Genomic DNA, 22,701 nt, shown 5'->3' on the forward strand with positions numbered 1-22,701 from the left:
GCTCCTCTAATAGAAAGTAATAAATTGTGCGGTTAAAAATAGATTCTTTAATAGCCAGGTAAAACCAAATATAATTACTATGATAGACTTTAAGATATTACTGCAGTTTACTCGATTAAAAGATGTCATAAACAAATAAACTTCATAAGGACAAAAGAGATAGAATAATCTTAAGGATAACAAATTCAGCTCATGTAAGGCTGTCATGCCTAAAAAGCCAATTACAAACGCAGTCAATGTAACATCAAAATGCTTGGATGTTCCTCTTAAATAGCGGTTATCCAACATACAATATGAGATTAATATCAGGTCAAATAAAATTGCTAGGCTCATTAAATTAGTAGAGCCAGACTGAGTTATCATGTAGTTAGCCACTCGATACATAGACGTACTATATGGGGCTAAGAAGTTGGCAAACTCAGACAAAAAATCAACATTAGCTAATATTAAAAAACAGGCAATAAAAAAGAAAATGTAGCCTGATTTCCACTGAAAACCTCTAAAGGGCCATATACATAAAAAGAGTATGGACATACTGTGAAAACTAGCTGCAAGCAAGGCAAAAAGTAAAAAGGACCAGTGCCTTCCTCGAATCATATGTATGAAAGCATACATACATATCGCTACCGCCACCCCCTGCCGAACAATATTGTACTGAAGAGTTAAAAATGTAAATGTACAAGTATATAAAAAGAATAGAACAGGGCCTAACCTTTGGTCCAAAAGATTGAATGCAGAATAAACCGTCAGCAAAGTGCAAAAATTAAGTATAAAGAGAAAACCATTAAAAGATACACCTAGCTCCTTTAATGTAGAAGCTACAAATACAAATCCAATTTCAATCCTTTTAGCTTCAAAGCCAAAATGACCTGCTTCGACAGCACTAAACAAAGGCTTAATATCCGCAAAGATTTCACCATAGCGAATAGTATCAGTTCCAATTGATAGATCCCTATAACCTATAAAATAAGCGGTCAATACTATCAATGGCAAGAAAAATATTATTCTAAAGTTTTTAAGTTGCGCAGCTACACATGCATATAATGCTGTAATTACGCCAATTAAAATATAAAAAGACAATGCTATCTCTTTCTAAGGTAGTTCAATAGAATAATAAAAACAGCAAATATAGTACCTAAGAAGGCAAATAATATGCATATCAAAGCTCTTCGAGGTGAGTTTTTTTCTTCTGGGATCACAGCAGGATCCACAACTTTAAATGCATACTCACTTTGTGCTTCTGCCAGCATCAATTTTTTCGTTTGCTCTTCAATTAACTGATAAAAAATCTTGTGCATTTCGGCAACGTTAGTTTTTGCCAACTGCTCATTTAGATAATATATGTTTCTCTTTACTTCTTCGATATCATATATCTTTAACCAGTGGTTAAGATCTGCAATAATCCACTCAACCCATTGACTAGCTAACTCTGGTGATTTTGATTGAAAACTAATCCTTATAAAGCCGCTTTCACGAACCTTTTCAAAATTTAAATTCTCATTAAAGACTTTATGAGCTTCCCAAGCAGATGGTCTTGATTGCTTAGGCGGTTTGACCACTCTTACCCATTTCTTATTTTTTTCATCATATAGGCTTTCGTCATATGTTATTGAATTTGTTTTAGAGTCCCAAGTATCAAGAGCCATTAGGGGGGCAAGTATTTCTCTCTTCTCAATGAACTTTTCGGAAAAAACCCTTGAACGTAATACCTCAAGGCCGAAAGCAGTTTTATCTCCCATTCCACTTCCGACATTAATCCCGGTGAGGGCTGCAATGCCACCTAACTGACCAACGAGGCTTTGCATTTGACTGTCAGCGTCATTAGGAGAAACTAACACTTCAGCCTTATAGATATTTGGCAGGCTGAGAGAATAAACAACTCCTGTAACCGAAAAGAAACAGACTATAGCTATAAACAGCCACTTCTTAGCCCATAATTCTAGAAAAAGATCCTTTAAATCTAGCTGAAAATTCTTACTTGTCATAACCTAAAAACCTATTTACTAAATTAAAATCAACGACCAGCACCAAACAAAACAACTTTTACAGTCTTCAGTAAAACTTTAATATCGAGTAAGGTGCTGTGATGTTTAATATAGTAAATATCGTATTTGTGTTTCCAAACGGCATCTTCTACTGATGCCCCATAAGGATAACTGACTTGTGCAAGTCCTGTAACGCCTGGTTTAACGGCATGACGAAATCGGTAATATGGTATCGTTTTTTCTAAATCTGATATAAATACTTCGCGCTCGGGTCTGGGGCCAACAATTGACATCTCACCTTTGAGAATATTAATGATCTGAGGCAGCTCATCGATACGGGTTTTACGAATAAACTTACCGACCTTAGTTACCCGAGCATCATTCTTTATCGCCCACTGTGCGCCGGATTTTTCTGCATCTGTTCCCATAGAGCGAAACTTAACAACTTCAAACTCATCGTTGTACTGACCTACCCGCTTTTGCCTGTACAACACAGGACCAGGGCTTTCAAGCCTTATCGCCAGAGCAGTAAGGATAGCTACCGGCAAAGCGATAACAGCCAAAATCAAGGCCGCCATGATATCGATTGTTCTTTTAGCCAGCTGAGTTCTTTTAGTTGATAAAATTGAAAATGCCTTTTGATGCAAAAAATAACCACTATGTAAGAGGTGTACCTCGGTGTAACCAAGACGAGTATCTAAATAACTCACTAAAGGTTCTACCCAGGCGCCAAGCTCTGTGGCTTTAACCAAAAAATTTCTTTGACTCTTGGTCAGACTCGCACTTTCAAAATGACAGATAACCTTTTTGTCATAACTATCGAGAGAGTAATCATTTACAACAATATCGAACGAATAATCCTGTACGATCTTACCGATCTCTAACTCTCGATCTTGCGGGCAGTACACATAAATCACTTTTTGAGTCAATGCTTTGCCTTTCGATTTTATTCGATTGACAGGCCCCTTTCTGGCAACCTTTAGCTCTTCATTCTCAATTGATCTATCTACCATAAAATCCATTAAACCACCGCATTTATTACTGAAAAAGGTATGCATCACTCCGACTCGATTAATGCATACCTTCTCTGTTAACACATAAAAAATAACTTATCGATTATGGACCAATTTCGTTATCAATGCATTCGTGAAACTGAATAACGTTGAAATAGGTACACTTTGATAAACTTTTAACTGCAAAAAATAATCAATAAGATAATTTAATTACCTAAATTGGCTACTGTAGCAAACGCAACCGCCGTATTGTAGATGATACTCGTCACCTGAGTCCAAAGCGCTAAATTATCTTTGTACTCGGTATCGAGCGGTACAATGATAGTGTCGCCTGGTTGCAAGCTATCTTCCCCGCTAAACCACATTGAACGACTAGGGAGCATAACCGAACCATTTGCCTTAATCACGTAAGTTCTGCTGTCATCGGCCCGCTCCCTCACACCACCGGACATATTAAGGTATTGATCAAGGGTTAACCCTTCCTTAAATCTGTGAGTCGCGGCATGTTGCACCTCCCCCATCACGGCAATCGTTTGCTTAGTTGAGGGTACATAAAGCACATCTGAATCTTCTAATTGAAGGTCGGCTTGCTCTATCCCTATTGAGATTGCAGAAAGATCTACAACCAGGCGCCCTACAGCTTCGATATTCTCAAGATCTGTAAGCATCATTCTGGCGTCGGAATAATTAACTACATCACCATCTTTTGAAACACCACGAGTGGCGATGTCTCTGCGAAGCTGGTCGGCAAGCTTCTTAATTTCAAGCTGCTCCTGCTGACGTACCGATTCGCGCACAAACACAGATGATGGCAAGTAAGCGAATCTTGTAAATCCGCCCGCCCTTTCAATGACCTCTTTCAAGGTCTCACCTCGGCGGATGTTATAAACCCCCGGAAAGCGCACCTCGCCACGGATCTCAACCGACTTATTCTCCTGCCACTCAGGTGTAGTCATGACGGTTAGAATATCTCTGCCTTTCAGCCTCTCGTTTGCCTGTTTGTCTCCGTTAAGGGCAGACAGTAGATCAATATTCTTATGGGAGATACTCGAACCATCAGACACTGTAATGGTACGCGTAAGCTCGGCTCTGGCTGTATACGCCCCCTCTTTCAATCCGCCAGCGGCTTCAACAATCTCTGATACTCTTGCATTGACGGCTAGTGGATACATTCCCTCATGGTAAACCTGGCCCTTAACGGCGACAACCTGAACTCCTTCGCCTGAACGACTCTGGTGATTCAATTTCATAATGATGGGATACAGCAACTCGCTGCGATTCATCAAGCCACTGAGTTTGATAAGTTCAGGATCTTCAAACAGGTTGGCCATCATTCGGTTGACTTCACCTTTGATTGCTAAAGCTTCGTCATCTTCTACCTGCTCTTTCGCTACTACTACGCCGCCAAGCTGGGAACGATTGCTCAACTTTTGATTATCAAGCTGTGAGAAACCAGCTTTAAAAAGATCTTTCGAAAGCGAGTTATCACCGACAAGTTGTACCACCTTCTCGACTCTCTCCCTAACGAGTTTATTAAGCTCGAAACGGTTTTGAGCATCATCGTTGAAATTAAACACCATAACGATATCACGTGGGCTAAGTTTCAAGTCATGATCGCTGGACTTATTTACAATTGCCTGAGAAGGGGCAAACTGATGCACCTCGATATCACCATGTTTATTGATCTCTCTTATGATAATGGCGTAATCAAGATCAGCAGAGGGCTCTAAATCCCCCCACACAGATGGCAGCAGGTCACTCACCTTCTGACCTTGATACCACTGATACTTGCCAGGACGAACGACAGCACCTACGACAGTAATGGCATCTTCAAATTGCATCGTCGCCGTTTTGACTTTTACAACATCACCGGCTTTCGCCTTCGCGGCGCGGCCTTCATCAGTCGTCAAATCAACATTTTTTATCGATTTCAATCCTTGATTGTTATATCGCTCAACACTACTGCTCTTAGGGTAGGCACCGCCTTTAAGGCCACCCGCCATGGCGATAACTTCCCCCATGGACTCATTGCCTTTTAGTTCATAGATAGCCGGGCGACGAACTTCACCATCAACCGAGACCAAACCACCGACCGATGGAATAAAGACAACATCACCGGAACGAAGGCGCATGTCGTTAGATGCATCCCCCCGCATTAAGAGGTCATAGAGATCTAATGTGCCTATCAGCTTGCCTTTACGCTTGAGTTGAATATTCCTCAGGGAACCAATTTCTGCGACACCACCGGCAACAAACAAAGCCTGAGTAATGGTTGAAAGGCTTGAAACCGTATAAGAACCAGGTTTATAAGCATCACCGGCAACGAAAATGCGGATAGAGCGCAGCTCGCCCATGGTAATGTTAGACTCAACACCTATCATCTGTTGCTTGATGCGCGCAGATACCGTCTTACGCAAGTCTTCAAACTTCAAGCCGGAAACTGAGATTGGCCCCAGTTCTGGAAACTGAATGATGCCATCACGGCTGATAACTAAGTCGTACTCTTTATTCTCTTTACCATAAAGCTGAACCTTGATGTTATCTCCTGGGCCAACCAAATATTCACTCGGCACCGGAATATCCGATACAGGCGCAAAGGTCGTCGGCTCACCTTCAAATAGATCGTAACCAAATGGTTTTAGCTTTTTAGTATCTTTATCTTTTTGATCTTTGAGGAACTGAGTCACTTCATCAACAATGATCTGTTGCTCTTTCATCTCTTTGAGCTTTTCATCTTCCACTTCTCTTGGATTAACAAGTTGTGGATTTTCGAAGCTCTGTTGGGAGGACGATCCGGCATCAAGCATGGCGGGGTCCAGCCCATATTGCTTGGCGACTCTCTCCTGCTCAGCTTTAGGTAACTTCTTGAATTGCTCTATCATCTGCGGTGACGGAGTCACAGCCTGAGCTGCACCACCGACTAAACATATAACACCTATGCTTGCTATAATGAGTTTTTTGACTTTTAGTAACACCGCACTCTCCGAAGTTCAAACCGAAACACCAGGGCTCCATGCCAGAGGCCTAGCTAAAAAAAGTAAAGCAACAAATTCAAAACTATGAGTTTGCCTTAATGAATAAAATGCGCAAAAAAACCAAGAGCCAACTCAGCCTAATTTCGAAACTGAGAGCCTGTGACTTTCTCTACACTGAAAAATCCGCACGATTATACTGCATAATACCTCTCAGTACAGTAGAACATTGAAACAATCTAACACAGAGGAACAGAATACTCCCCCTGATGAACAATTCAGCTAATTTGTTGGAAAGTATTAATAAACTTATCGGTATACAGCCCTCCCCCTATCTGTAATTTGTCATGATCCGATGCATTGTAATTTTTCCTCATTTTGCCAGGCTCACAGCCAGACAACACAGCATACAGAAAATGCAAACAAAAACCCCGCGAAGACCCAACAAAAAAGCAACAACCATTGTGATTTGGTTTACATTCTAAAGAGATACATAACGTTGAAGACAAGTGGGCATTTTCATATCTGTATCACATTTATAATTCCTACATCTCTTGTCCCCCTTGTTAATTTAAAAATTCCTAAAACAAGCCGAATATGACTAATTACTCGCCATTCGGCCCATCTAAATTGACATTTACAAGCTTAAAAGGGTATATAAGGTGGGTTTCGTAGGATTTATAGCTTCAAATAGTAAAAATATAACAATAGTCTGTAGCGTACTTGTTAGCGGCCTGGGTGTATAAGGTTTATTTAATCATAGGTTTAATATGAATTAGCACCCAATTGGCATGTAAGGTTACAAGACTGTAAAACAAAGTAGTATCATTTTTCTGTGGCGACATTTGTCCCGCAGGCAATCACAAGCGAAGGTGGAAGACTTAATGAGCGTAGCAAAACCTCAGGGGACGATGCTAGGGCATCCGAAGGGATTGTTCCTGCTGTTTACAACAGAGTTATGGGAACGATTCAGTTATTACGCAATGCGTGCGATTTTGGTGTTATACCTCGTAGACGCAGTGCAGACTCAAGGCGGTCATGGTTTGGGCTGGACCCAAGCGGATGCACTGTCACTTTACGGTACCTTTACCGGACTCGTTTACTTAACGCCTCTCATCGGTGGTTGGTTAGCCGATAATTATCTAGGTCAACGTCGTGCAATTGTTCTCGGTGGTGCCTTGATGGCAGCCGGTCAATTCATCCTGGGTACCCCTCATGCCTGGGTTCAGGGCATGGAAACCCAGGTCTTCTATGTAGGCTTAGGTGTGCTTATTCTTGGTAACGGTCTGTTTAAGCCAAACATCTCAACTATGGTTGGTGACCTTTACGAAGAGGGCGATCATCGCCGTGATGGTGCATTCACCATCTTCTACATGGGTATCAACGTAGGTGCTTTCCTTTCAGGTATTATCGTAGGTTCTGTCGTAGCCTATTTCGACGGTAACTTCCAGGCAGGCTTCATCTGTGCCGGTATCGGTATGGTCTTGTCGCTGGTTATCCAGTTCGTTTTCGCACAACGACTACTTGGTGATATCGGACGCGTGCCGGCAGCAAAACTTGAAAAAGAGAAAGCGGCCGAAAACGGTGAAGTACGCAAAGAGCCTCTGACTAAGGTTGAGCGTGACCGCATCAAGGTCATCATGATCATGGGTCTGTTCACTATCATCTTCTGGGCTGGCTTCGAGCAAGCCGGTGGTCTGATGAACCTGTTCACCAACGACTTTACCGACCGTATGATTGGCGGCTGGGAAGTTCCAACAACCTGGTTCCAGTCTTTGAACGCCATGTTCATCGTTATCTTTGCGCCGGTTATCGCCTCTATCTGGATCCGCCTGGGTAAGAACGAGCCTAACTCACCGGTTAAGTTTGCCTTAGGTCTGTTCCTGCTGGGTGTTGGCTTCCTGTTCATGATCGGTGCCGTACTTGAGATGGGCGGTAACCCTGATGCTAAGTCAAGCATGTGGTGGTTAGTAGGTGCATACTTCTTCCATACCATGGGTGAGCTATGCTTGTCTCCTATCGGTCTGTCAATGGTGACTAAACTTGCTCCGCTTCGTATTGCATCACTGATGATGGGTGCCTGGTTCCTGTTCGTTGCTGCCGCAAACAAGATTGGTGGTATCGTAGGTTCATTCATCGGCCATGGCGGCGCCAAAGAGGAGCAACTTGCTAACGCAATGTCTATCTTCGCCGGTATCGCTATCACATCAGCTATCTCAGGTATCATCCTCTACTTCATGGCTGACAAGCTTGTTGATTGGATGCATGGGGCCGAAGATGGTCACCACCACACCGAAGAGGAAGCGCTGGAAGAGGAGATTGCCGTTACTGCCGAGCATGAAGGTATGCAGCATTAATGGAAGTTTCCAGGTTCTAGATTACTAGTACTGAACGCTTAAAATGAATAAACGCCGCATAGAGATATGCGGCGTTTTTTGTTTTTGGATAAAAGAAGACTGTGTAGAACCGGCTTTAACGTAAGACCGGCTTTAGCCGGAATGGTTTCAACCTACATCACCGTCGATTCGTAGCCAAGAGCTTCGCAGCTGAAGCGCGCTCCTACAGGGAGGGTTAATGTAGCACCGGTTTTATGTGGGATCAGTGTTTATGTAGGACCGGCTTTAGCCGGGAATGGTTTCGACCTACATCACCGTCGATTCGTAGCCAAGAGCTTCGCAGCTGAAGCGCGCTCCTACAGGGAGGGTTTATGTAGCACCGGTTTTATGTGGGATCGGTGTTTATGTAGGACCGGCTTTAGCCGGAATGGTTTCGACCTACATCACCGTCGATTCGTAGCCAAGAGCTTCGCGGCTGAAGCGCGCTCCTACAGGGAGGGTTAATGTAGCACCGGTTTTATGTGGGATCGGTATTTATGTAGGACAGGCTTTAGCCGGGATTGATTTCGAAATAAAATTGCACACCAATCATTCGAACAAAGAACGCCGAACAGCGCAGCGTCGTCTTAGCTTTTAAAAAGAAAGTTGCACATAACCACCGGTGGGGGTTTGGGTATCGTAAATGAGCCCATGGAATTGATTATCGAGTAACATCTGCTTGTGAACGGGTTTGCTTGAAGAGATACACAGCTGCTCTCCGGGCAATAAGGTCCTGAACTGGGCACTTGGGTGCCCCCAGTCCAATATTCCAAGCTGAAGAGAGTCTGAGAGCGCGAGAGGGGTTAACCCTTCGTTGTTTCGAATGTAACAGCGTAAACCTTGGCCGGCTTGCGCAATCGATGCACGATACTGAGTGAGTTCAACCACCACGTAAACGATGTCGATACAGATATCCAGACCCGACTTGCTCATGCGCTCATTGAGGTAGCTGAGCATATTGTAGGGCTCGATGATCGCCTGTGTGGTGCCGTTACGGAACAACTTCAACTTCTGATTAACGAAGCTCTTCAACAGCACACTGGCAAATGCCGCCCTGTTATCCTGGGGATGAAAATGAGCCATATACATCACAAGATGCTTATCGCCCACATTAACTGTATCGATAAAGTAAGCACTTACCTCATCTGTCTTAAACAGGCTGTAATCGATTTTAGCGGTAAGGTAGTTGATCTGTGACGGAGGAAAGAGTTGCTGTTGAACACTCTTTGCCGCTTCGGCATTTTGCTCTAACAGCGCAAGATTATCCTGTAGCTCCTGGTATGAAAGCTCTTCGATATCTTCCAGCTGCACATCTTTGGTATGTCTCTCGTCGAGACACTGCTTAATCGCATTTTCGATGAGAAACAGATCGGAAACCGGCTTGACTAAGTAATCACTGGCTCCTATCCGCAGCGCTTCAACGACATCAGCCATGACCTGGTTACCCGATATGACGATTGATGGTGTACGGGGATTTAACTCAGACATCTTCTTGAGCATGACCAGTCCACCCATTATCGGCATACTGAGATCGGCCAATACAATATCAAAAGCTCTCTGCTTAAACTTTTCCAGCCCCTGTTCGCCGTCGTCTGCCTCTATGACCGTCGCACCTCGGCTATCGAGAAACGATGCGACGATACGACGAAATACAGGATCGTCTTCAACAAGTAAAATGACTAAATCTTTTAGCGCCATATGGGTCCTTATCAGAAGGCTCATTTTCCGGTGACTTTGTCCGGATGCCCGGGATATCCCCCCACAAGGCCTTCTTTAATCTAATTCCTGCATAAACTCATCTAACAGCTCATCTTCATCGAGATCGACAGGCACATCACCATCATACACCTTATAGTCCATATGTTGAAAATATGCTTCCTTAACAAAAGTATAAGGGTCTAATGCGTTGTCGACTAGTCTCTCCTGATCGATAGCTGCAGCCCGTCTATGTAGGTTCTCAAGCCCCCACTTCAACAACGACTGCCATACTGTTATCTCCGATAATGGAAAGTATAGGCTATCAACCCAGTCTGAAGCGATCTCACGGGTAACATAGGGGCCTAAAAACGGCGCCATAAAGTAGGGGCCATTGGGTACACCGTAATATCCCAGGACTTCGTTAAACTGATCCTGCTTACGATGCAGCCCCATCATATCGGCTACATCAATGACACCGAGTAACCCCATGGTGGAGTTAATTGTAAAGCGGCCGCCGGCATTAGCCGCCCAACCCCACTTGCCCTGCAGGGTGTTGTTCACCATGGCACTGGGTTCGTCCAGATTAGATACAAAGTTGTTGATACCTGTCTTAACAGGCCTTGGTACATAATCGTTATAGCCATGAGCAACCGGACGATAAAAGTATCGGTCCAGATACTGATAGTTAAAGTCCCACATTGCCCGGTTGAAACCTTCGATAGGATCCCTCGGGTCATTATAGGTGACCGTCACTGCTGCACTGTTTACTTGCAGGCCTTCAGATTCGGCGTCACCGGATTTCACAGCAAGGGCGGCAGAACCGACTTGTACACCTCCGGCTTCCTGTCCGGGTGTGTTTAATTGCGATGCTGAAACGGGAGCAACGCCAAATACTGCTATAACCAGCATTATCCATTTAAACTTCATATTTTTCTCTTTGGTAAAACAGCTGAATCCATTTCAGCCGTTACTGCTTACGATTAACACAAACCTGAAACTGTTTTGATGCTAGATTTAAGAGTAAGCCATAGTCACGCAAGGCACGGAAGCTCAACTTAAATTGTATGTTTACATTGACTCTTGGCAGGAAAAACTAAAGTAAGCCTCTGCCTGAGTCGATAATGAGTAGTAACACTAAAAAAATAACCTAATTAATTTGCAACTAGACTACTCAGTATGATTTTAGCTTGTAAGGCGATAAGGATACTTGTCCAAAAAAATAGATCAAATTTATTATCGCAAAAATTGTAAGCACCGATGAAAAAGTAACGGAAATCAATCAATGCCAGGACCTGTCAACACACAAAACCCGAATAGACCCAATCCCATGACAAGGGGAACCCGGGGTATCCGGTTACAGGCAAGCACCGTCTCCCAATCCGAGGGGCAAGTTCAGCATCAAACGACAGCACCCGAGCCCAAAGCCACGGCTTCTCAGCCTTCAACCACCAAGGTGACGGCCTCATCCACGACTTCACAAGCGGCAACGACTCACTCTCAGACCTCTTCAACAGCCGCCAGCGGCGCACAATCGGCGCCGGTCAAAATGGAGCACCAGGGCCTGAGGGCCGCCGTTATACAGTTTTCTTCGAAGATAGACCAAATTACTTTAGATGGTGCCAAATACAATATTGATTTTGCATCATATTCAAGCCGCCGTACTGCACAAAAAGCAATAAGCTACCTGATCAATACTAGTCAAGAGTTTACAAATCCTCAAAAGCCCCGGAGCGATGGCGCATCGCAAATGCGGCAGACCGCATATGATAAACATTCATTCCCTGCTCAACTCATAGCTCTGGGCAAACCGATAACGGTGAGCCTGCCCGATGGACTCAAGAGTTTAATCAATCAGAACGGCATCGATCTCAATCAGCTGAGACTGTTGAGCTCCCGCCCTCAGGGCTACCCCTTGCCTGCTGCGCGTATCGAATCCGGCTCACTAATTTTATCCAACGGACTGTCACAGCTTTTGCCGCGAGCCAGCCTGTCGGCGCTTGCTGACGCTAAGGGCTCTGTTCATTCGGGCTCAGGCCTGCGCCTTGATGTGATCCCAACAGTCAGCTTTCAAAACCGCCAATGGGTGTTACAACTAACCCCTGTCATAGAGACCAGCATCGTATCGCTCAACACCGATTCTGAGGCAGCCGGGCCACGCCTCTCCCCCGGCGGAGGTGAGTCACAACAGGTGTTGGCCAAACCAGAACTGTCTAAGTTATACGCGACCTTAATAAAAGCACTGGAGAAGCTCCCTTACAAAGATGTTGCCGCTTTGAACCCTAAAAGTGCAGCCGATGCCGCAGTCAGGCAGACGCCCAATGAGGGAATGGCGAAAACCGAGACCAATGCAGGCTCACCGAAACCGGGCGCAAACATTAATCCGCAACTTAACATTAAGGCAGTAGCTCCTTCCCCCCTGGCCGGTAGAGAGGTTAGCGGCAAAGGGATGGTCGGCGCAGCGATCTCGGCGCATACCGATATGAGTGGCAAAGCTCAGCTCCCTCCGGAAATACTCAACCAAACACAACCAATTAAAGAACCTGGTAAGCAGCAGAGTAAGCCCACTAACATTACCGGAGTTCAAAGCGCACTTCGTGAAGAGGTTAACCGACAAGTTGCTAACCAGAAACCGGAGCAGGCGTTACCCGTTGCAACAACAAAACAAGATATTGCCCGCTCCGCAGAGCTCAACAGAGAGGTGATGTTATCGGCTCTGAACAAGGCATTTGGTAAAGCCGGAGGGCTGCCGCAAAGTACAGAAAAAGCGGCTGAGCCGCAAAAATCGCTCGCATCGCAACTGTTCAAACTCTTGCCCCAGATCCAACCCTCTATGTTGCGAACCCTGGCACTGCCGAGCAAGGTACAGGAGGAGTTAGTGGGCCTACTGCACTTAAATTCATTAGCTGAGGTAAATCCAGGTGCCAGAGCCAGCATGTCGCATATGAACTCTGTATCTCTGCTTTTTCAACTCCTGCTTGGGGTTAAGGCGATGGCTTTACCCAATAGAGCGGGAGGCACCGGTGGCGGTAAATTAGCCTCAGCTACACAGAAGTATCTGCAAAAGCTTCAGGGGCAATCGGGGGTTAATCACTCCATCTTATCTATGTTCGATAAGGCCGGTACGACCGATACTATGGCTAAACTGGTCAACAACCTAAATCTCTACTCCCACGCCAGCAGCGATAGCAATGGCCAGGTAAACTGGTACTTTACCCTTCCCTACTCACTAAACCAGCAGCAGGACCAACTGGAGGGAAACTTCACCAAAGAGAGCGATAGTCAGGATGAAGATACCGAGCCTAACTGGCGACTTCAGCTTAAATTTAATTTAGTTCAGGGGCCACTGCTGATTAAGACTCACATCAGGAATAACCGGCTTGAGATGATCTTCAATGGTGAGAGTGACAGCCTGTTAAACAGAATTGACCTGTTACTGCCACCGCTTATGGAAAAACTAACCGATATTGGCTTAACACCGGACAAGGTTGAAACCAGGCGAACCAAGGTGCCGGCAACGCTACTCCCCGGTGACCATTATCTGGTTAAGATTAAGGCTTGATTATGTAGGAGCAGCTTTATGTAAGACCGGTTTTAGCCGGGAAGGATGGTAACAATACAGGCAGAAGCTGACGGCTTCGCCTGTAAAAGCTAAGACGATGCCAACAAGTTGGCTTAGCAAGCAGAGACGACACTTGCTATGCAAGTTAATCGACGCTTCGCTTGTGTAGGACCGGCTTTAGCCGGAAATGGTTTCGACGTACATCACCGTCGATTCATAGCCAAGAGCTTCGCGGCTGAAGTCCGCTCCTACAATGAGAAACAAATGGTTAGTGTGAGACCCGATAGCCGGAAACGGCTTTGAAAGTCCAGCAAACCATCTAATATTGAGAAAGATATGAAGAGAGACGAAAGTAACGGTCAAGAAAACCAACAGACAGAGCGACAGGCCGTCGCTTTGGGTTTCGATGGGCACAACACACCTAAAGTTACCGCGAAAGGGACGGGATTGATTGCCGAAGAGATAATCGCATTAGCCGAAGAGGCAGGCGTTCATATTCATAAGAACCCTCATCTCAGTGACTTTTTACAACGTTTAGAGCTTGGCGAAGAGATCCCCAAAGAGCTCTATTTTCTCATTGCCGAGTTAATTGCATTCGTCTACATGCTTGACGGCAAGTTTCCCGAACAGTGGAATAATATGCATAAAAAAATTGTTGAGGAGGTTTAAAAGAGAGACGCACACCTTGTGTGCTAATTGACGGCTTCGCCTGTAAAAGCTGGGACGATGCCGATAAGTTGGCTTAACAAGCAGGGACGACACTTGCGATGCACGTTATTCGACACTTCGCTTGTGTAGGACCGGCTTTAGCCGGGAATGGGTTTAATCTATTCAGGCTGCCAATTCTATTGCAGCTAAAGCTTCGCGGCTGAAGTACGCTCCTACAAGGAAGGTCCTAATAGCACAGCGTCGTCTTAGCTCTGACAGTTCCAAAGGAACGCCGAATAGCGAAGCATCACCTAATTCTTACTCTTACCCTTTCCTATGTAACCTGATAAGCAACTCGGCTTCAGCCCTGGGTATCTCGCACTCATTGATTAACTCATCTACGCCGGCGCCCAAATCGACCATCTTCATCGCTCTTGTATAAAGTTTTGCCTGCGGGTCTTGTTGGTTGGCCTCATCGAGCCTGGCATCTTGTTGAGACGCTTTCTTCTCAAGCTCCAGCATGCGCTTTCCAACCCCTATGGTGCCGCTTCTCAGCTCCTGCAACTCACGCTTTACCGTTTCACGCTGACGATCACTCTCTTTAACTAACAGAGTGAGGGCTTCCACCTTCACCTTGAGCTTAGCGGTTTGCTTTTGCTGAAAGAGTGCCAGGCCTAAACTCACAATCACATACACCAGGGCTGCAATTAAGATTTCATTACCGAACATTGATTTATAAAACTCTTTTAGATGAAGTAACTACATAGATAATGAAGTAACTTTATAGAAGATACAAGATTTCAGGCCCCGGCAAAAACCGGAACCTGAAAATAGACCAGCAAATTTGTGAAACTAATCTCCTCAAAAGCTGACTCATCAAGGGGACAAGTAGACAGCTCCCGGGGTCTGAAGCGCATCAGTTAGAGCTGAGACAGCTCCATCCACTCTTCATCAGAGAGCAACTTATCGAGATCCACAAGAATAAGTAACTCATCGTCTCTGTTACTCACACCCTGGATAAACTTAGCACTCTCCTCAGTTCCTACGTTCGGTGCATTATCTATCTCTGAACCACGCAGGTAAACGACTTCAGCAACACTGTCGACCAAAATACCGATAACCTGTTTTTCGGCTTCGATAATGACAATCCTGGTTGAATCATCGACTTCGGCAGAAGCTAAACCGAAACGCGAGCGCGTATCTATGACCGTAACAACATTACCCCTGAGGTTAATAATACCCAGAACATAGTGAGGAGCACCGGGAACGGGTGCAATTTCGGTATATCTCAATACCTCTTGAACCTGCATGACATTGATGCCATACGTTTCATTATCGAGTCTGAAAGTTACCCACTGCAACACTTCATCGTCTTTATTTACCGCTACCGCTACTTTATTTGCGTCTGTCATATCTACCTCAGCCAACAGGATCCTGACTACCTAAACCTGAATTTAATAACTCTATGAGTGCTTGCACATGCAATATGCCACACATCTGCTCTTTTACAACACCAGCCAACCAAGGACGCTTCCCAGCTTTGCTCCGCCAGTTGACCTCAGATTTCGTGATTCTTACTGCATTTACCAGGGACTCACACGTCAATCCCCAGTTGCTATCTTCTAATAATACAACATATTGATAGTTTACGGATTCAGCTAATGCTTCGTCATACTTTTCCGGCATAACCCAGGCACAAGTATCGACCACATTCAGCTGCGAATCTCTATATGTTTGGACCCCCTTGTACCAGGGAGGCCTTCCCATAATGTGATTAATCCTCTCAATTTTAACTATTCCGCCAAGACTCACTAACGGCACGGCCAATGTCAGCCCTGCTACCTTAAAGAATAGTACCTGAAACTCATCATCGAGCATTTCAAGAAGATCTTTTGTCACTTTAGGTGGTATTTCACCTAACTGTGTCTTTAATTCTACATCATGTTCCTGTTTTTGCTTGATTTCGGTCTTTATCTCTGGCCGAACCGCAACTTCAGGCTTTACTTTTATCGATTCCTTAGCCGGAGCCGGTTTAACCTTTGCAACCGTTTGATTCTCAAGCTTAACAACTGATTCTGTTTCAATCTGTGGCTCAGGTTTGAAAACCGGCGCTAATAGTTGCTCCAGCGCTAACTTATCCAGGTTAGCATCTGTCTCCCGGACTTTAGATTTAGGTAACGCCTGCGACTCAGCCTGACGTTTCTCTTTAGGCTTGAGCTGAGTTTGTAGTGTATCTTCACTCCGTAAAACCGATGCATCAAAGGCATTGGCTTGCTGCACCTGTGAGGTTTCGACCTCATGGCGGGTGACATCAGGGCTATGGTTGTCAAAGTTTTCCGCCTCACCGGACAAAGGCTCGGCAGTCGTCTCCTTGACTGTCGACGCGGCCTCTATATCCGGTATTACTGAGATATCGGCCTGAGCCTCTTCAACTTTAGCCCCCTGCTCCTCCTCTACCTCGGTCAGCAGCAGAGAAAAGTAATCATAAACGGCTTCATCAACTGAGGTGGTCATGAGAAAGCTCCCCACTTAGCAGGTGATCTAACAGCCTTTCGTAAGCTTTCACTCCTCGGCTACTGGCGCAGTAGTGTGAAGCCGGCAGGTGAGCTAAGCTGGCATCTCTGAACTTAGTATCAACCGGGATCACATCCGGCCAGAGCTTATCACCATATTTTTCACCCAGGTGTTGCAGTGCAGATGAAGCCGCCTTCGTTCGCCTGTCATACATGGTTGGAACAACGGTATAGTTATATTTGGTTTTCTTAGAGCGCCCCATCAGGATCATAGTTTTAACCATACGATCAAGCCCCTTGATGGCGAGGAACTCAGTTTGAACCGGCACTATGATATGCTGACTGGCGGCAAGTGCATTGACCATCAACACACCTAAGACGGGTGGACAGTCGATAAGCGCCACATCGTAATCACCTTCAACTAATGACAGCAACTTCTGTAAGATCAAGCCCATTCCGCCCTGGTGTCCCAGAGACCTATCCAAGGTGGCTAACGCCATCGTCGATGGCAGAAGATCGATACCTTCCACATCCGTAGAGACGATATGGCTCTTTACACTCTCTTTTGTGAGCTGCTTGTGAGCTAAGAATACATCATAAAGGGAACCGGGAACCTCTTCAGAGTCGATGCCAAGGTAGTAGCCAAGTGATGCATGAGGGTCGGTATCTATCATCAAAACCCGTTGTCCACGCTTTGCCAGCGCCCCAGCTAAACTGGCAACCGTAGTCGTTTTACCCACGCCACCTTTCTGGTTTGCTATGGTCCAGATCTTCAAAAAAATCCCCTCAATTTTACTACCATTATTCTAATTATTTTCCCGCGTTGTCACTCTTATACCACCATGAGGCAAACTGATCACCTTTACCCCATCTTCATTTTCAGAAATGGTTAATGGGACCGCCACTAACTCCTTCTGTTCGGTATCGGCAAGGTTCGAATCGGGTTTCGCTGTAACGGGCTCAACTACGGAGCCTGGGTCGGAAGCTAGACTGTTATCAGTCGCTCTTACTGCCGGCCCCTCACTGCTCTGTGGTTTAGAGTCTTCAGTTAAGGTGCGAGCCAGACTCGTTGGGACAACTATATCATCCTGTCCTGTTTCTGCAGCAGTGTTTGCCCCATCGGGGCCGGATTTGTGAACCGGAGATGATACGTCAAGACCCGGGCCAATCGTTACCTTCACCTCTTGCTGAGGTTTAGCGTGAGATAATAGCGCTTGAGTCGCCTTAGGGTGCTCGGCCATCCACTTTGCAACCACTTCCGCCTGCTCGTCGGGAACCATTAGCAACACCTGGCTGCTTTTCAACCTCTCCACCTCGCTGAGCAGGAGCTCATTCTTATGCCGCACATCGAAGTAGAGAGTTGTCGAAACAAAAACGCCGATGGAGAGTAAAAAAATAATCAGAATAGAGAAAGTATTCAGCTTTCTCTTGGCTCTAGCCATGAGTGGACTCTCTCAAGATAGCTTCGGCCATGTCATCCAGCGCTATCGATTGACTCGATAACCCTGCGGCTGTAACCGCCTGGGGCATCCCATAGACGATACAGCTGGCTTCATCCTGCGCCCATATGGTTGCACCGGCGCTCTTAAGCATTCTTGCCCCCTCTCGACCGTCCGCTCCCATTCCGGTTAATACCACGGCCAGCGTCTCTCTGCCCAAAATTTTTGAGGCAGAGGCAAAGGTAATATCCACGCAAGGTTTGTAGTTCATGTCGGCGCTACCGGCAACGATTTTGATCCGGCCATGGCTGCCGCCTCTCTCGAGCATCATCTGCATTCCGCCCGGAGCGAGATATGCGGTGCCGGGTCTGAGCTGATCACCGGACTGAGCCTCTTTAACCTGAATTTTACACAAACCATTCAAGCGACTCGCAAATGCCGGAGTAAAGGCTGCGGGCATATGCTGAATAAGCAAGATAGGATGAGGATAGTTGGCCGGAATTTGGGTCAATATCTTCTGCAGCGCAACGGGTCCCCCCGTCGATGTTCCAATCAGTAGTAACTTATACTTCTTACCGGATGCTCTTTTAACCACAGTTCCCCTGACAGGCGCGGGAGCCGGCGTTACCGAGCGGGAGATCTGAGGCGATGTGGTAGACTTAGCAGACTTTGAGGGAGCCGGAGTTGTGGGCCGGGTTATGGGACGGTAGACCCGTCTGCGGCCTAAAGCTTTGACCCTCTGTTGTAGCAGCAGAATCGCTTCATCTTTATTGGTAGCAATATCTTCGAACCGCTTGGGCAGAAAATCCAATGCTCCTGCCTCTAGCGCATCGAGTGTCGCCTTAGCACCATCTTGAGTCAATGAAGAGAACATCAAAATTGGAGTAGGTGTTGTTCCCATAATTTCACGGACGGCTGTTATACCGTCCATTACGGGCATCTCGATATCCATGGTGATCACTTGCGGCTTAAGCTGTGCCGCCATTTTTATGGCTTCCATACCATTAGAAGCTGTGCCGATGACCTCTAACTCAGGATCTTTAGCAACAATCTCACTAACCCTTCGACGAAAAAAACTGGAATCGTCAACAACAAGAACTTTAATGCCCATTCAATTTCCTATACCGCATTTTACTTTATCGTTTTGCGTAATTTTTCAGCAAACCAGGTACATCAAGGATTAACGCGATTCCGCCATCCGATGTTATGGTGGCACCAGCCATCCCCGGTGTTCCATGCAGTAAGGTACCCAGAGGCTTAATAACCACCTCCTCTTGCCCGATAAGTGAATCAACCACAAAGCCAATCTGCATTGTCCCTAGTTGAACGATAACGACATGACCATGCTCTTTATCACCATGGGTGAAACCGGTACCCTTTCGGCTCAACCACTGCTCCAGATAGAACAGAGGTACTGCCTTTTCACGCACAATCACGGTTAGCTGGCCGTCGACGATATTGGTCTTGGTCAGATCAAGGTGGAAGATCTCACTGACGCTGGACAGTGGCAGTGCAAATACCTGAGTCGCGACCTCGACCATCAAGGTTGGCATAATCGCGAGGGTTAACGGCACCTTGATCTCCAGTCGTGTACCCTTACCCCGAAGCGAGTCGATATGGATCGTTCCGTTCAGTTGTGCGATACGGGTTTTTACCACGTCCATACCGACACCACGGCCGGAGATATCTGAAATCTCAACCTTGGTTGAGAAGCCTGGCGCGAAGATCAAGTTGTACGCGTCCTGATCTGACATCCTGGAAGCGGCATCTTCGTCGAGTACACCACGACTAATGGCGATCTCTTTAAGCTTGTCGGGGTCCATTCCGGCGCCGTCATCCTCAATCTTCAACAGGATGTGGTCACCTTCCTGGCTGGCAGAGAGGGTGATAGTTCCCGTGCGAGACTTTCCGGAAGCTTCACGTTCGTCCGGCATCTCAATACCATGGTCCACCGAGTTCCTTACCAGGTGAACCAAAGGATCCGCAAGCGCTTCGACAAGGTTTTTATCTAAGTCGGTATCTTCACCGATCATTCTCAGATCGATCTCTTTATTCAGGGTTCGAGCCAAATCACGAACGACTCGGGGGAAGCGACCGAAAACTTTCTTAATCGGCTGCATCCGCGTCTTCATCACTGCACCTTGAAGATCGGCAGTGACCAGATCCAAATTAGCCAGTGCTTTAGAGAGTTCCTCGTCATCACGATTAACCCCTAAGCTGATCAGACGGTTTCGAACCAGTACTAACTCACCAACCATGTTCATGATCTGGTCTAATCTGGCCGTATCGACACGAACCGTAGTTTCGGCTTGCGGCATATTAGCCGGAGCGGCTTTAGCTACGGCCTTTGGTGCCGCTTTAGTGACCGGGGCTTTTTCAGCCGGCTTGGTAACGGCAGCCTGTGTGGCAGGTGCTTTGGGAGCTTGGGTTGGACTCTTAGGCTGGCTGGCTACGGGCTCTGTTGTTACTGCCTTAGGGGCTCCGCCAGCGCCATGCAGTTCATCGAGCAACTTTTCAAATTCGTCATCTGAGATATCATCGGAATCGACGGCCGGAGGTGCATCTTCCTCTGGTGAAACAACTTGCGCTCCCTTACTCTTGAATTGACCTGAACCGTGCAGCTCATCGAGCAGTGATTCAAACTCATCGTCTGTAATATCACCGCTTGGAGTTTCATCAGGCGCAGCAGGCTGTACAGCTTTAGCGCCTGTTGGCCCCTTAGCCGCACCATGAAGAGCATCGAGCAGGGCCTCAAACTCTGATTCATCTATCTCATCGATACTACCGTCACCAGAGCCGGTACCAGCTTCAGGCGTTGGGGATTCGACGGCAGGAGTCTCATCGAACAGCTCTATTCCCGAGTCCTGTTCGGCGGGAGTCTCATCGAATAACTCTACCGAGTCATCAGCAGGTTCCTCAGCAGCCGGTGCAGATGCCCCACCTTCACTGGGAAGAGGCGCTCCTGAACTCAGTAACTTCAAGTTTTTTAATAACTCTTCGTCTGCAGGATCTTGTTCGATCCCAGCCTGGGTTTGAGCAAACATTGAGTTGATGGCATCCACTGCTTGCAGAATAATATCCATCAATTCTGAAGATACATCACGCTTACCGGTTCGCAACAGATCGAAGGTATTCTCAGCTTCGTGGCAAACATCGACCATTGGGGTCAGGCTAAGAAATCCGGCTCCGCCTTTAACGGTATGAAAGCCTCGAAAGATTGCGTTCAGCAGTTCGGTATCTTCTGGATTATTTTCCAGTGTGACTAACTGTTCAGATAAAAGCTCTAAAATTTCACCAGCTTCGATCAAAAAGTCCTGCAGTATCTCTTCATCAACATCAAATGACATTAATATGACTCCTAATTAGAAACCCAGACTCGAAAGCAGATCATCGACTTCGTCCTGACCTGTGACAACATCTTCACGTTCTTCGGCATTAATGATGGGCCCCTCTGCCTCAACATCACTGCTCACGGATGATGCGTCCTCGCTAACGGGCTGTTCACCAAATACAGTTAGCATTGAAACTAAGTTATTTTCGACTTCCCGTACTAAGTCGATAACCCGACGAATCATCTGCCCTGTTAAATCCTGGAAATCCTGAGCCAATAAAATTTGATTTAGTAGCTCTCTTAAACGAATCGTATCCAATTCACTTCGATCAACAAACTGCTGAATATCATGACAAAGTGCCTTAAACTCATTAAGTTCAATGTCACGCCTCATGAGCTTACCCCATGTCGGCTTTACCGATTGGATGTTGGTTGTCAGAGCCTCTGCTAATGGCAGACACTCCTCAACAGCATCCATGGTCTTATTTGCAGCCTGCTCTGTCATGTCTATGACATAAGTTAAGCGTTCTTTTGCGTCGGGGATCTCAGTGTTCGCTAATTTAACCAGTCTGTCATCGACCTGAAAATCAACAATGGCACTGTGAAGCTGTCGGGTCAGTCTTCCGACCTCATCGAACAGTTCTTTTTGAATTGGCGTTGCAATTTCCCTAACTAACTCATCCGCTTTATCCTGCTCACCCTGGGTAAGCAGCTCGACAAGTTTATTTGCTTGCTCTAGCGTAATGAGCCCTGAAGTAATAGCCTGCATAGCACAACCTTGATTATCCGAGTCGTTCGAAAATTTTGTCTAACTTCTCTTTTAACGTAGCTGCTGTAAAAGGCTTCACGACATATCCATTCACACCAGCTTGCGCTGCTGCAATGATCTGCTCTCTTTTCGCTTCTGCAGTAACCATCAGCACAGGGATGTGCTTTAACTCGTCATCTGCACGAATCGCCTTAAGTAGATCGATTCCCTGCATACCGGGCATATTCCAATCGGTAACGACAAAATCAAAGTCGCCTTTCTGCAACATAGGCAGTGCTGTTGAACCGTCATCTGCTTCTTGAGTATTGTTAAAACCCAAGTCTCTTAACAAGTTCTTGATGATACGCCTCATTGTTGAGAAATCGTCAACAACGAGAATCTTCATATTCTTGTCCAAGG

The 22,701-nt window shown here is 46.1% G+C and carries 18 protein-coding genes; 3 read left to right on the forward strand and 15 right to left on the reverse strand.

The genetic code is table 11. The features are described from left to right. Window positions 1–6 precede the first annotated feature (6 nt). The 4 genes from Q1B47_RS07755 to Q1B47_RS07770 all read right to left on the reverse strand — a co-directional run bounded on the left by Q1B47_RS07755 (window position 7) and on the right by Q1B47_RS07770 (window position 5,973). Window positions 7–1,080 carry an EpsG family protein gene (locus Q1B47_RS07755; RefSeq protein ID WP_299791235.1) on the reverse strand — a complete coding sequence of 358 codons (1,074 nt, stop codon included), beginning with the start codon at window positions 1,078–1,080 and terminating at the stop codon, window positions 7–9. A gap of 2 nt (window positions 1,081–1,082) precedes the next feature. Next, window positions 1,083–1,985 (reverse strand): Wzz/FepE/Etk N-terminal domain-containing protein, encoded by a 903-nt coding sequence (locus tag Q1B47_RS07760; RefSeq protein WP_299791238.1) that lies wholly within the window; start codon window positions 1,983–1,985, stop codon window positions 1,083–1,085. Window positions 1,986–2,014: 29 nt separating this feature from the next. Further along, the gene (locus tag Q1B47_RS07765) at window positions 2,015–2,998 is read right to left on the reverse strand and encodes an exopolysaccharide biosynthesis polyprenyl glycosylphosphotransferase (protein ID WP_299791916.1); all 984 of its coding nucleotides are present in this window, start codon (window positions 2,996–2,998) and stop codon (window positions 2,015–2,017) included. Window positions 2,999–3,204: 206 nt separating this feature from the next. Next, window positions 3,205–5,973 carry an SLBB domain-containing protein gene (locus Q1B47_RS07770; RefSeq protein ID WP_299791241.1) on the reverse strand — a complete coding sequence of 923 codons (2,769 nt, stop codon included), beginning with the start codon at window positions 5,971–5,973 and terminating at the stop codon, window positions 3,205–3,207. A gap of 881 nt (window positions 5,974–6,854) precedes the next feature. Between Q1B47_RS07770 and Q1B47_RS07775 the strand changes: the two genes are divergently transcribed. Further along, window positions 6,855–8,327 (forward strand): peptide MFS transporter, encoded by a 1,473-nt coding sequence (locus Q1B47_RS07775; protein ID WP_299791244.1) that lies wholly within the window; start codon window positions 6,855–6,857, stop codon window positions 8,325–8,327. Window positions 8,328–8,939: 612 nt separating this feature from the next. On the opposite strand, the gene Q1B47_RS07780 is transcribed toward Q1B47_RS07775, so the two are convergent. Then, window positions 8,940–10,043, reverse strand: a complete 1,104-nt coding sequence (locus Q1B47_RS07780; protein ID WP_299791247.1) for a response regulator — start codon at window positions 10,041–10,043, stop codon at window positions 8,940–8,942. 75 nt (window positions 10,044–10,118) lie between these two features. Beyond that, window positions 10,119–10,970 (reverse strand): VacJ family lipoprotein, encoded by an 852-nt coding sequence (locus tag Q1B47_RS07785; protein ID WP_299791250.1) that lies wholly within the window; start codon window positions 10,968–10,970, stop codon window positions 10,119–10,121. A 400-nt stretch (window positions 10,971–11,370) separates the two neighbouring features. On the opposite strand from Q1B47_RS07785, the gene Q1B47_RS07790 reads away from it, so the two are divergent. Together Q1B47_RS07790 and Q1B47_RS07795 are read left to right on the forward strand one after the other, a co-directional pair. Then, on the forward strand, window positions 11,371–13,602 hold the full coding sequence (locus Q1B47_RS07790) for a hypothetical protein (protein WP_299791253.1): 2,232 nt from the start codon (window positions 11,371–11,373) through the stop codon (window positions 13,600–13,602). Between the two features lie 336 nt (window positions 13,603–13,938). After that, a complete protein-coding gene (locus Q1B47_RS07795; protein ID WP_299791256.1) occupies window positions 13,939–14,271 on the forward strand; it encodes an EscU/YscU/HrcU family type III secretion system export apparatus switch protein in 333 nt (110 codons plus the stop codon). Between the two features lie 303 nt (window positions 14,272–14,574). On the opposite strand, the gene Q1B47_RS07800 is transcribed toward Q1B47_RS07795, so the two are convergent. The 9 genes from Q1B47_RS07800 to cheY all read right to left on the reverse strand — a co-directional run bounded on the left by Q1B47_RS07800 (window position 14,575) and on the right by cheY (window position 22,699). Then, window positions 14,575–14,979, reverse strand: coding sequence for a DUF2802 domain-containing protein (locus Q1B47_RS07800; RefSeq protein ID WP_299791259.1), 405 nt, complete (start codon window positions 14,977–14,979; stop codon window positions 14,575–14,577). A gap of 191 nt (window positions 14,980–15,170) precedes the next feature. Next, entirely contained in the window at window positions 15,171–15,662 is a 492-nt protein-coding gene (locus tag Q1B47_RS07805) for a chemotaxis protein CheW (protein WP_299791262.1), read from the reverse strand. Between the two features lie 7 nt (window positions 15,663–15,669). Next, window positions 15,670–16,764, reverse strand: a complete 1,095-nt coding sequence (locus tag Q1B47_RS07810) for a chemotaxis protein CheW (RefSeq protein WP_299791264.1) — start codon at window positions 16,762–16,764, stop codon at window positions 15,670–15,672. Further along, the gene (locus Q1B47_RS07815; RefSeq protein ID WP_299791267.1) at window positions 16,748–17,539 is read right to left on the reverse strand and encodes a ParA family protein; all 792 of its coding nucleotides are present in this window, start codon (window positions 17,537–17,539) and stop codon (window positions 16,748–16,750) included. The genes Q1B47_RS07810 and Q1B47_RS07815 overlap by 17 nt, the downstream gene beginning before the upstream one ends. Window positions 17,540–17,569: 30 nt before the next feature. Next, complete coding sequence (locus tag Q1B47_RS07820) at window positions 17,570–18,205, reverse strand: hypothetical protein (RefSeq protein WP_299791270.1); 636 nt, start codon at window positions 18,203–18,205, stop codon at window positions 17,570–17,572. Further along, window positions 18,198–19,313: a chemotaxis response regulator protein-glutamate methylesterase gene (locus Q1B47_RS07825; protein WP_299791273.1), complete on the reverse strand. Its 1,116-nt coding sequence runs from the start codon at window positions 19,311–19,313 to the stop codon at window positions 18,198–18,200. The genes Q1B47_RS07820 and Q1B47_RS07825 overlap by 8 nt, the downstream gene beginning before the upstream one ends. 25 nt (window positions 19,314–19,338) lie before the next feature. Next, window positions 19,339–21,549, reverse strand: coding sequence for a chemotaxis protein CheA (locus Q1B47_RS07830; protein ID WP_299791276.1), 2,211 nt, complete (start codon window positions 21,547–21,549; stop codon window positions 19,339–19,341). 15 nt (window positions 21,550–21,564) lie between these two features. Then, window positions 21,565–22,302, reverse strand: a complete 738-nt coding sequence (locus tag Q1B47_RS07835) for a protein phosphatase CheZ (RefSeq protein ID WP_299791279.1) — start codon at window positions 22,300–22,302, stop codon at window positions 21,565–21,567. 13 nt (window positions 22,303–22,315) lie between these two features. Continuing rightward, window positions 22,316–22,699 (reverse strand): chemotaxis response regulator CheY, encoded by a 384-nt coding sequence (gene cheY / locus Q1B47_RS07840; RefSeq protein WP_081730747.1) that lies wholly within the window; start codon window positions 22,697–22,699, stop codon window positions 22,316–22,318. Window positions 22,700–22,701 lie beyond the last annotated feature (2 nt).

Source organism: uncultured Shewanella sp. (genome assembly GCF_947501225.1).
Taxonomy (GTDB): Bacteria; Pseudomonadota; Gammaproteobacteria; order Enterobacterales; family Shewanellaceae; genus Shewanella.

Bases quoted from the DNA above. Each gene is read 5' to 3' on its own strand.
- Q1B47_RS07760 (WP_299791238.1), bottom strand. From the start codon at position 1,985: ATGACAAGTAAGAATTTTCAGCTAGATTTAAAGGATCTTTTTCTAGAA.
- Q1B47_RS07765 (WP_299791916.1), bottom strand. From the start codon at position 2,998: ATGGTAGATAGATCAATTGAGAATGAAGAGCTAAAGGTTGCCAGAAAG.
- Q1B47_RS07775 (WP_299791244.1), top strand. From the start codon at position 6,855: ATGAGCGTAGCAAAACCTCAGGGGACGATGCTAGGGCATCCGAAGGGA.
- Q1B47_RS07780 (WP_299791247.1), bottom strand. From the start codon at position 10,043: ATGGCGCTAAAAGATTTAGTCATTTTACTTGTTGAAGACGATCCTGTA.
- Q1B47_RS07785 (WP_299791250.1), bottom strand. From the start codon at position 10,970: ATGAAGTTTAAATGGATAATGCTGGTTATAGCAGTATTTGGCGTTGCT.
- Q1B47_RS07790 (WP_299791253.1), top strand. From the start codon at position 11,371: ATGACAAGGGGAACCCGGGGTATCCGGTTACAGGCAAGCACCGTCTCC.
- Q1B47_RS07795 (WP_299791256.1), top strand. From the start codon at position 13,939: ATGAAGAGAGACGAAAGTAACGGTCAAGAAAACCAACAGACAGAGCGA.
- Q1B47_RS07800 (WP_299791259.1), bottom strand. From the start codon at position 14,979: ATGTTCGGTAATGAAATCTTAATTGCAGCCCTGGTGTATGTGATTGTG.
- Q1B47_RS07805 (WP_299791262.1), bottom strand. From the start codon at position 15,662: ATGACAGACGCAAATAAAGTAGCGGTAGCGGTAAATAAAGACGATGAA.
- Q1B47_RS07810 (WP_299791264.1), bottom strand. From the start codon at position 16,764: ATGACCACCTCAGTTGATGAAGCCGTTTATGATTACTTTTCTCTGCTG.
- Q1B47_RS07820 (WP_299791270.1), bottom strand. From the start codon at position 18,205: ATGGCTAGAGCCAAGAGAAAGCTGAATACTTTCTCTATTCTGATTATT.
- Q1B47_RS07825 (WP_299791273.1), bottom strand. From the start codon at position 19,313: ATGGGCATTAAAGTTCTTGTTGTTGACGATTCCAGTTTTTTTCGTCGA.
- Q1B47_RS07830 (WP_299791276.1), bottom strand. From the start codon at position 21,549: ATGTCATTTGATGTTGATGAAGAGATACTGCAGGACTTTTTGATCGAA.
- Q1B47_RS07835 (WP_299791279.1), bottom strand. From the start codon at position 22,302: ATGCAGGCTATTACTTCAGGGCTCATTACGCTAGAGCAAGCAAATAAA.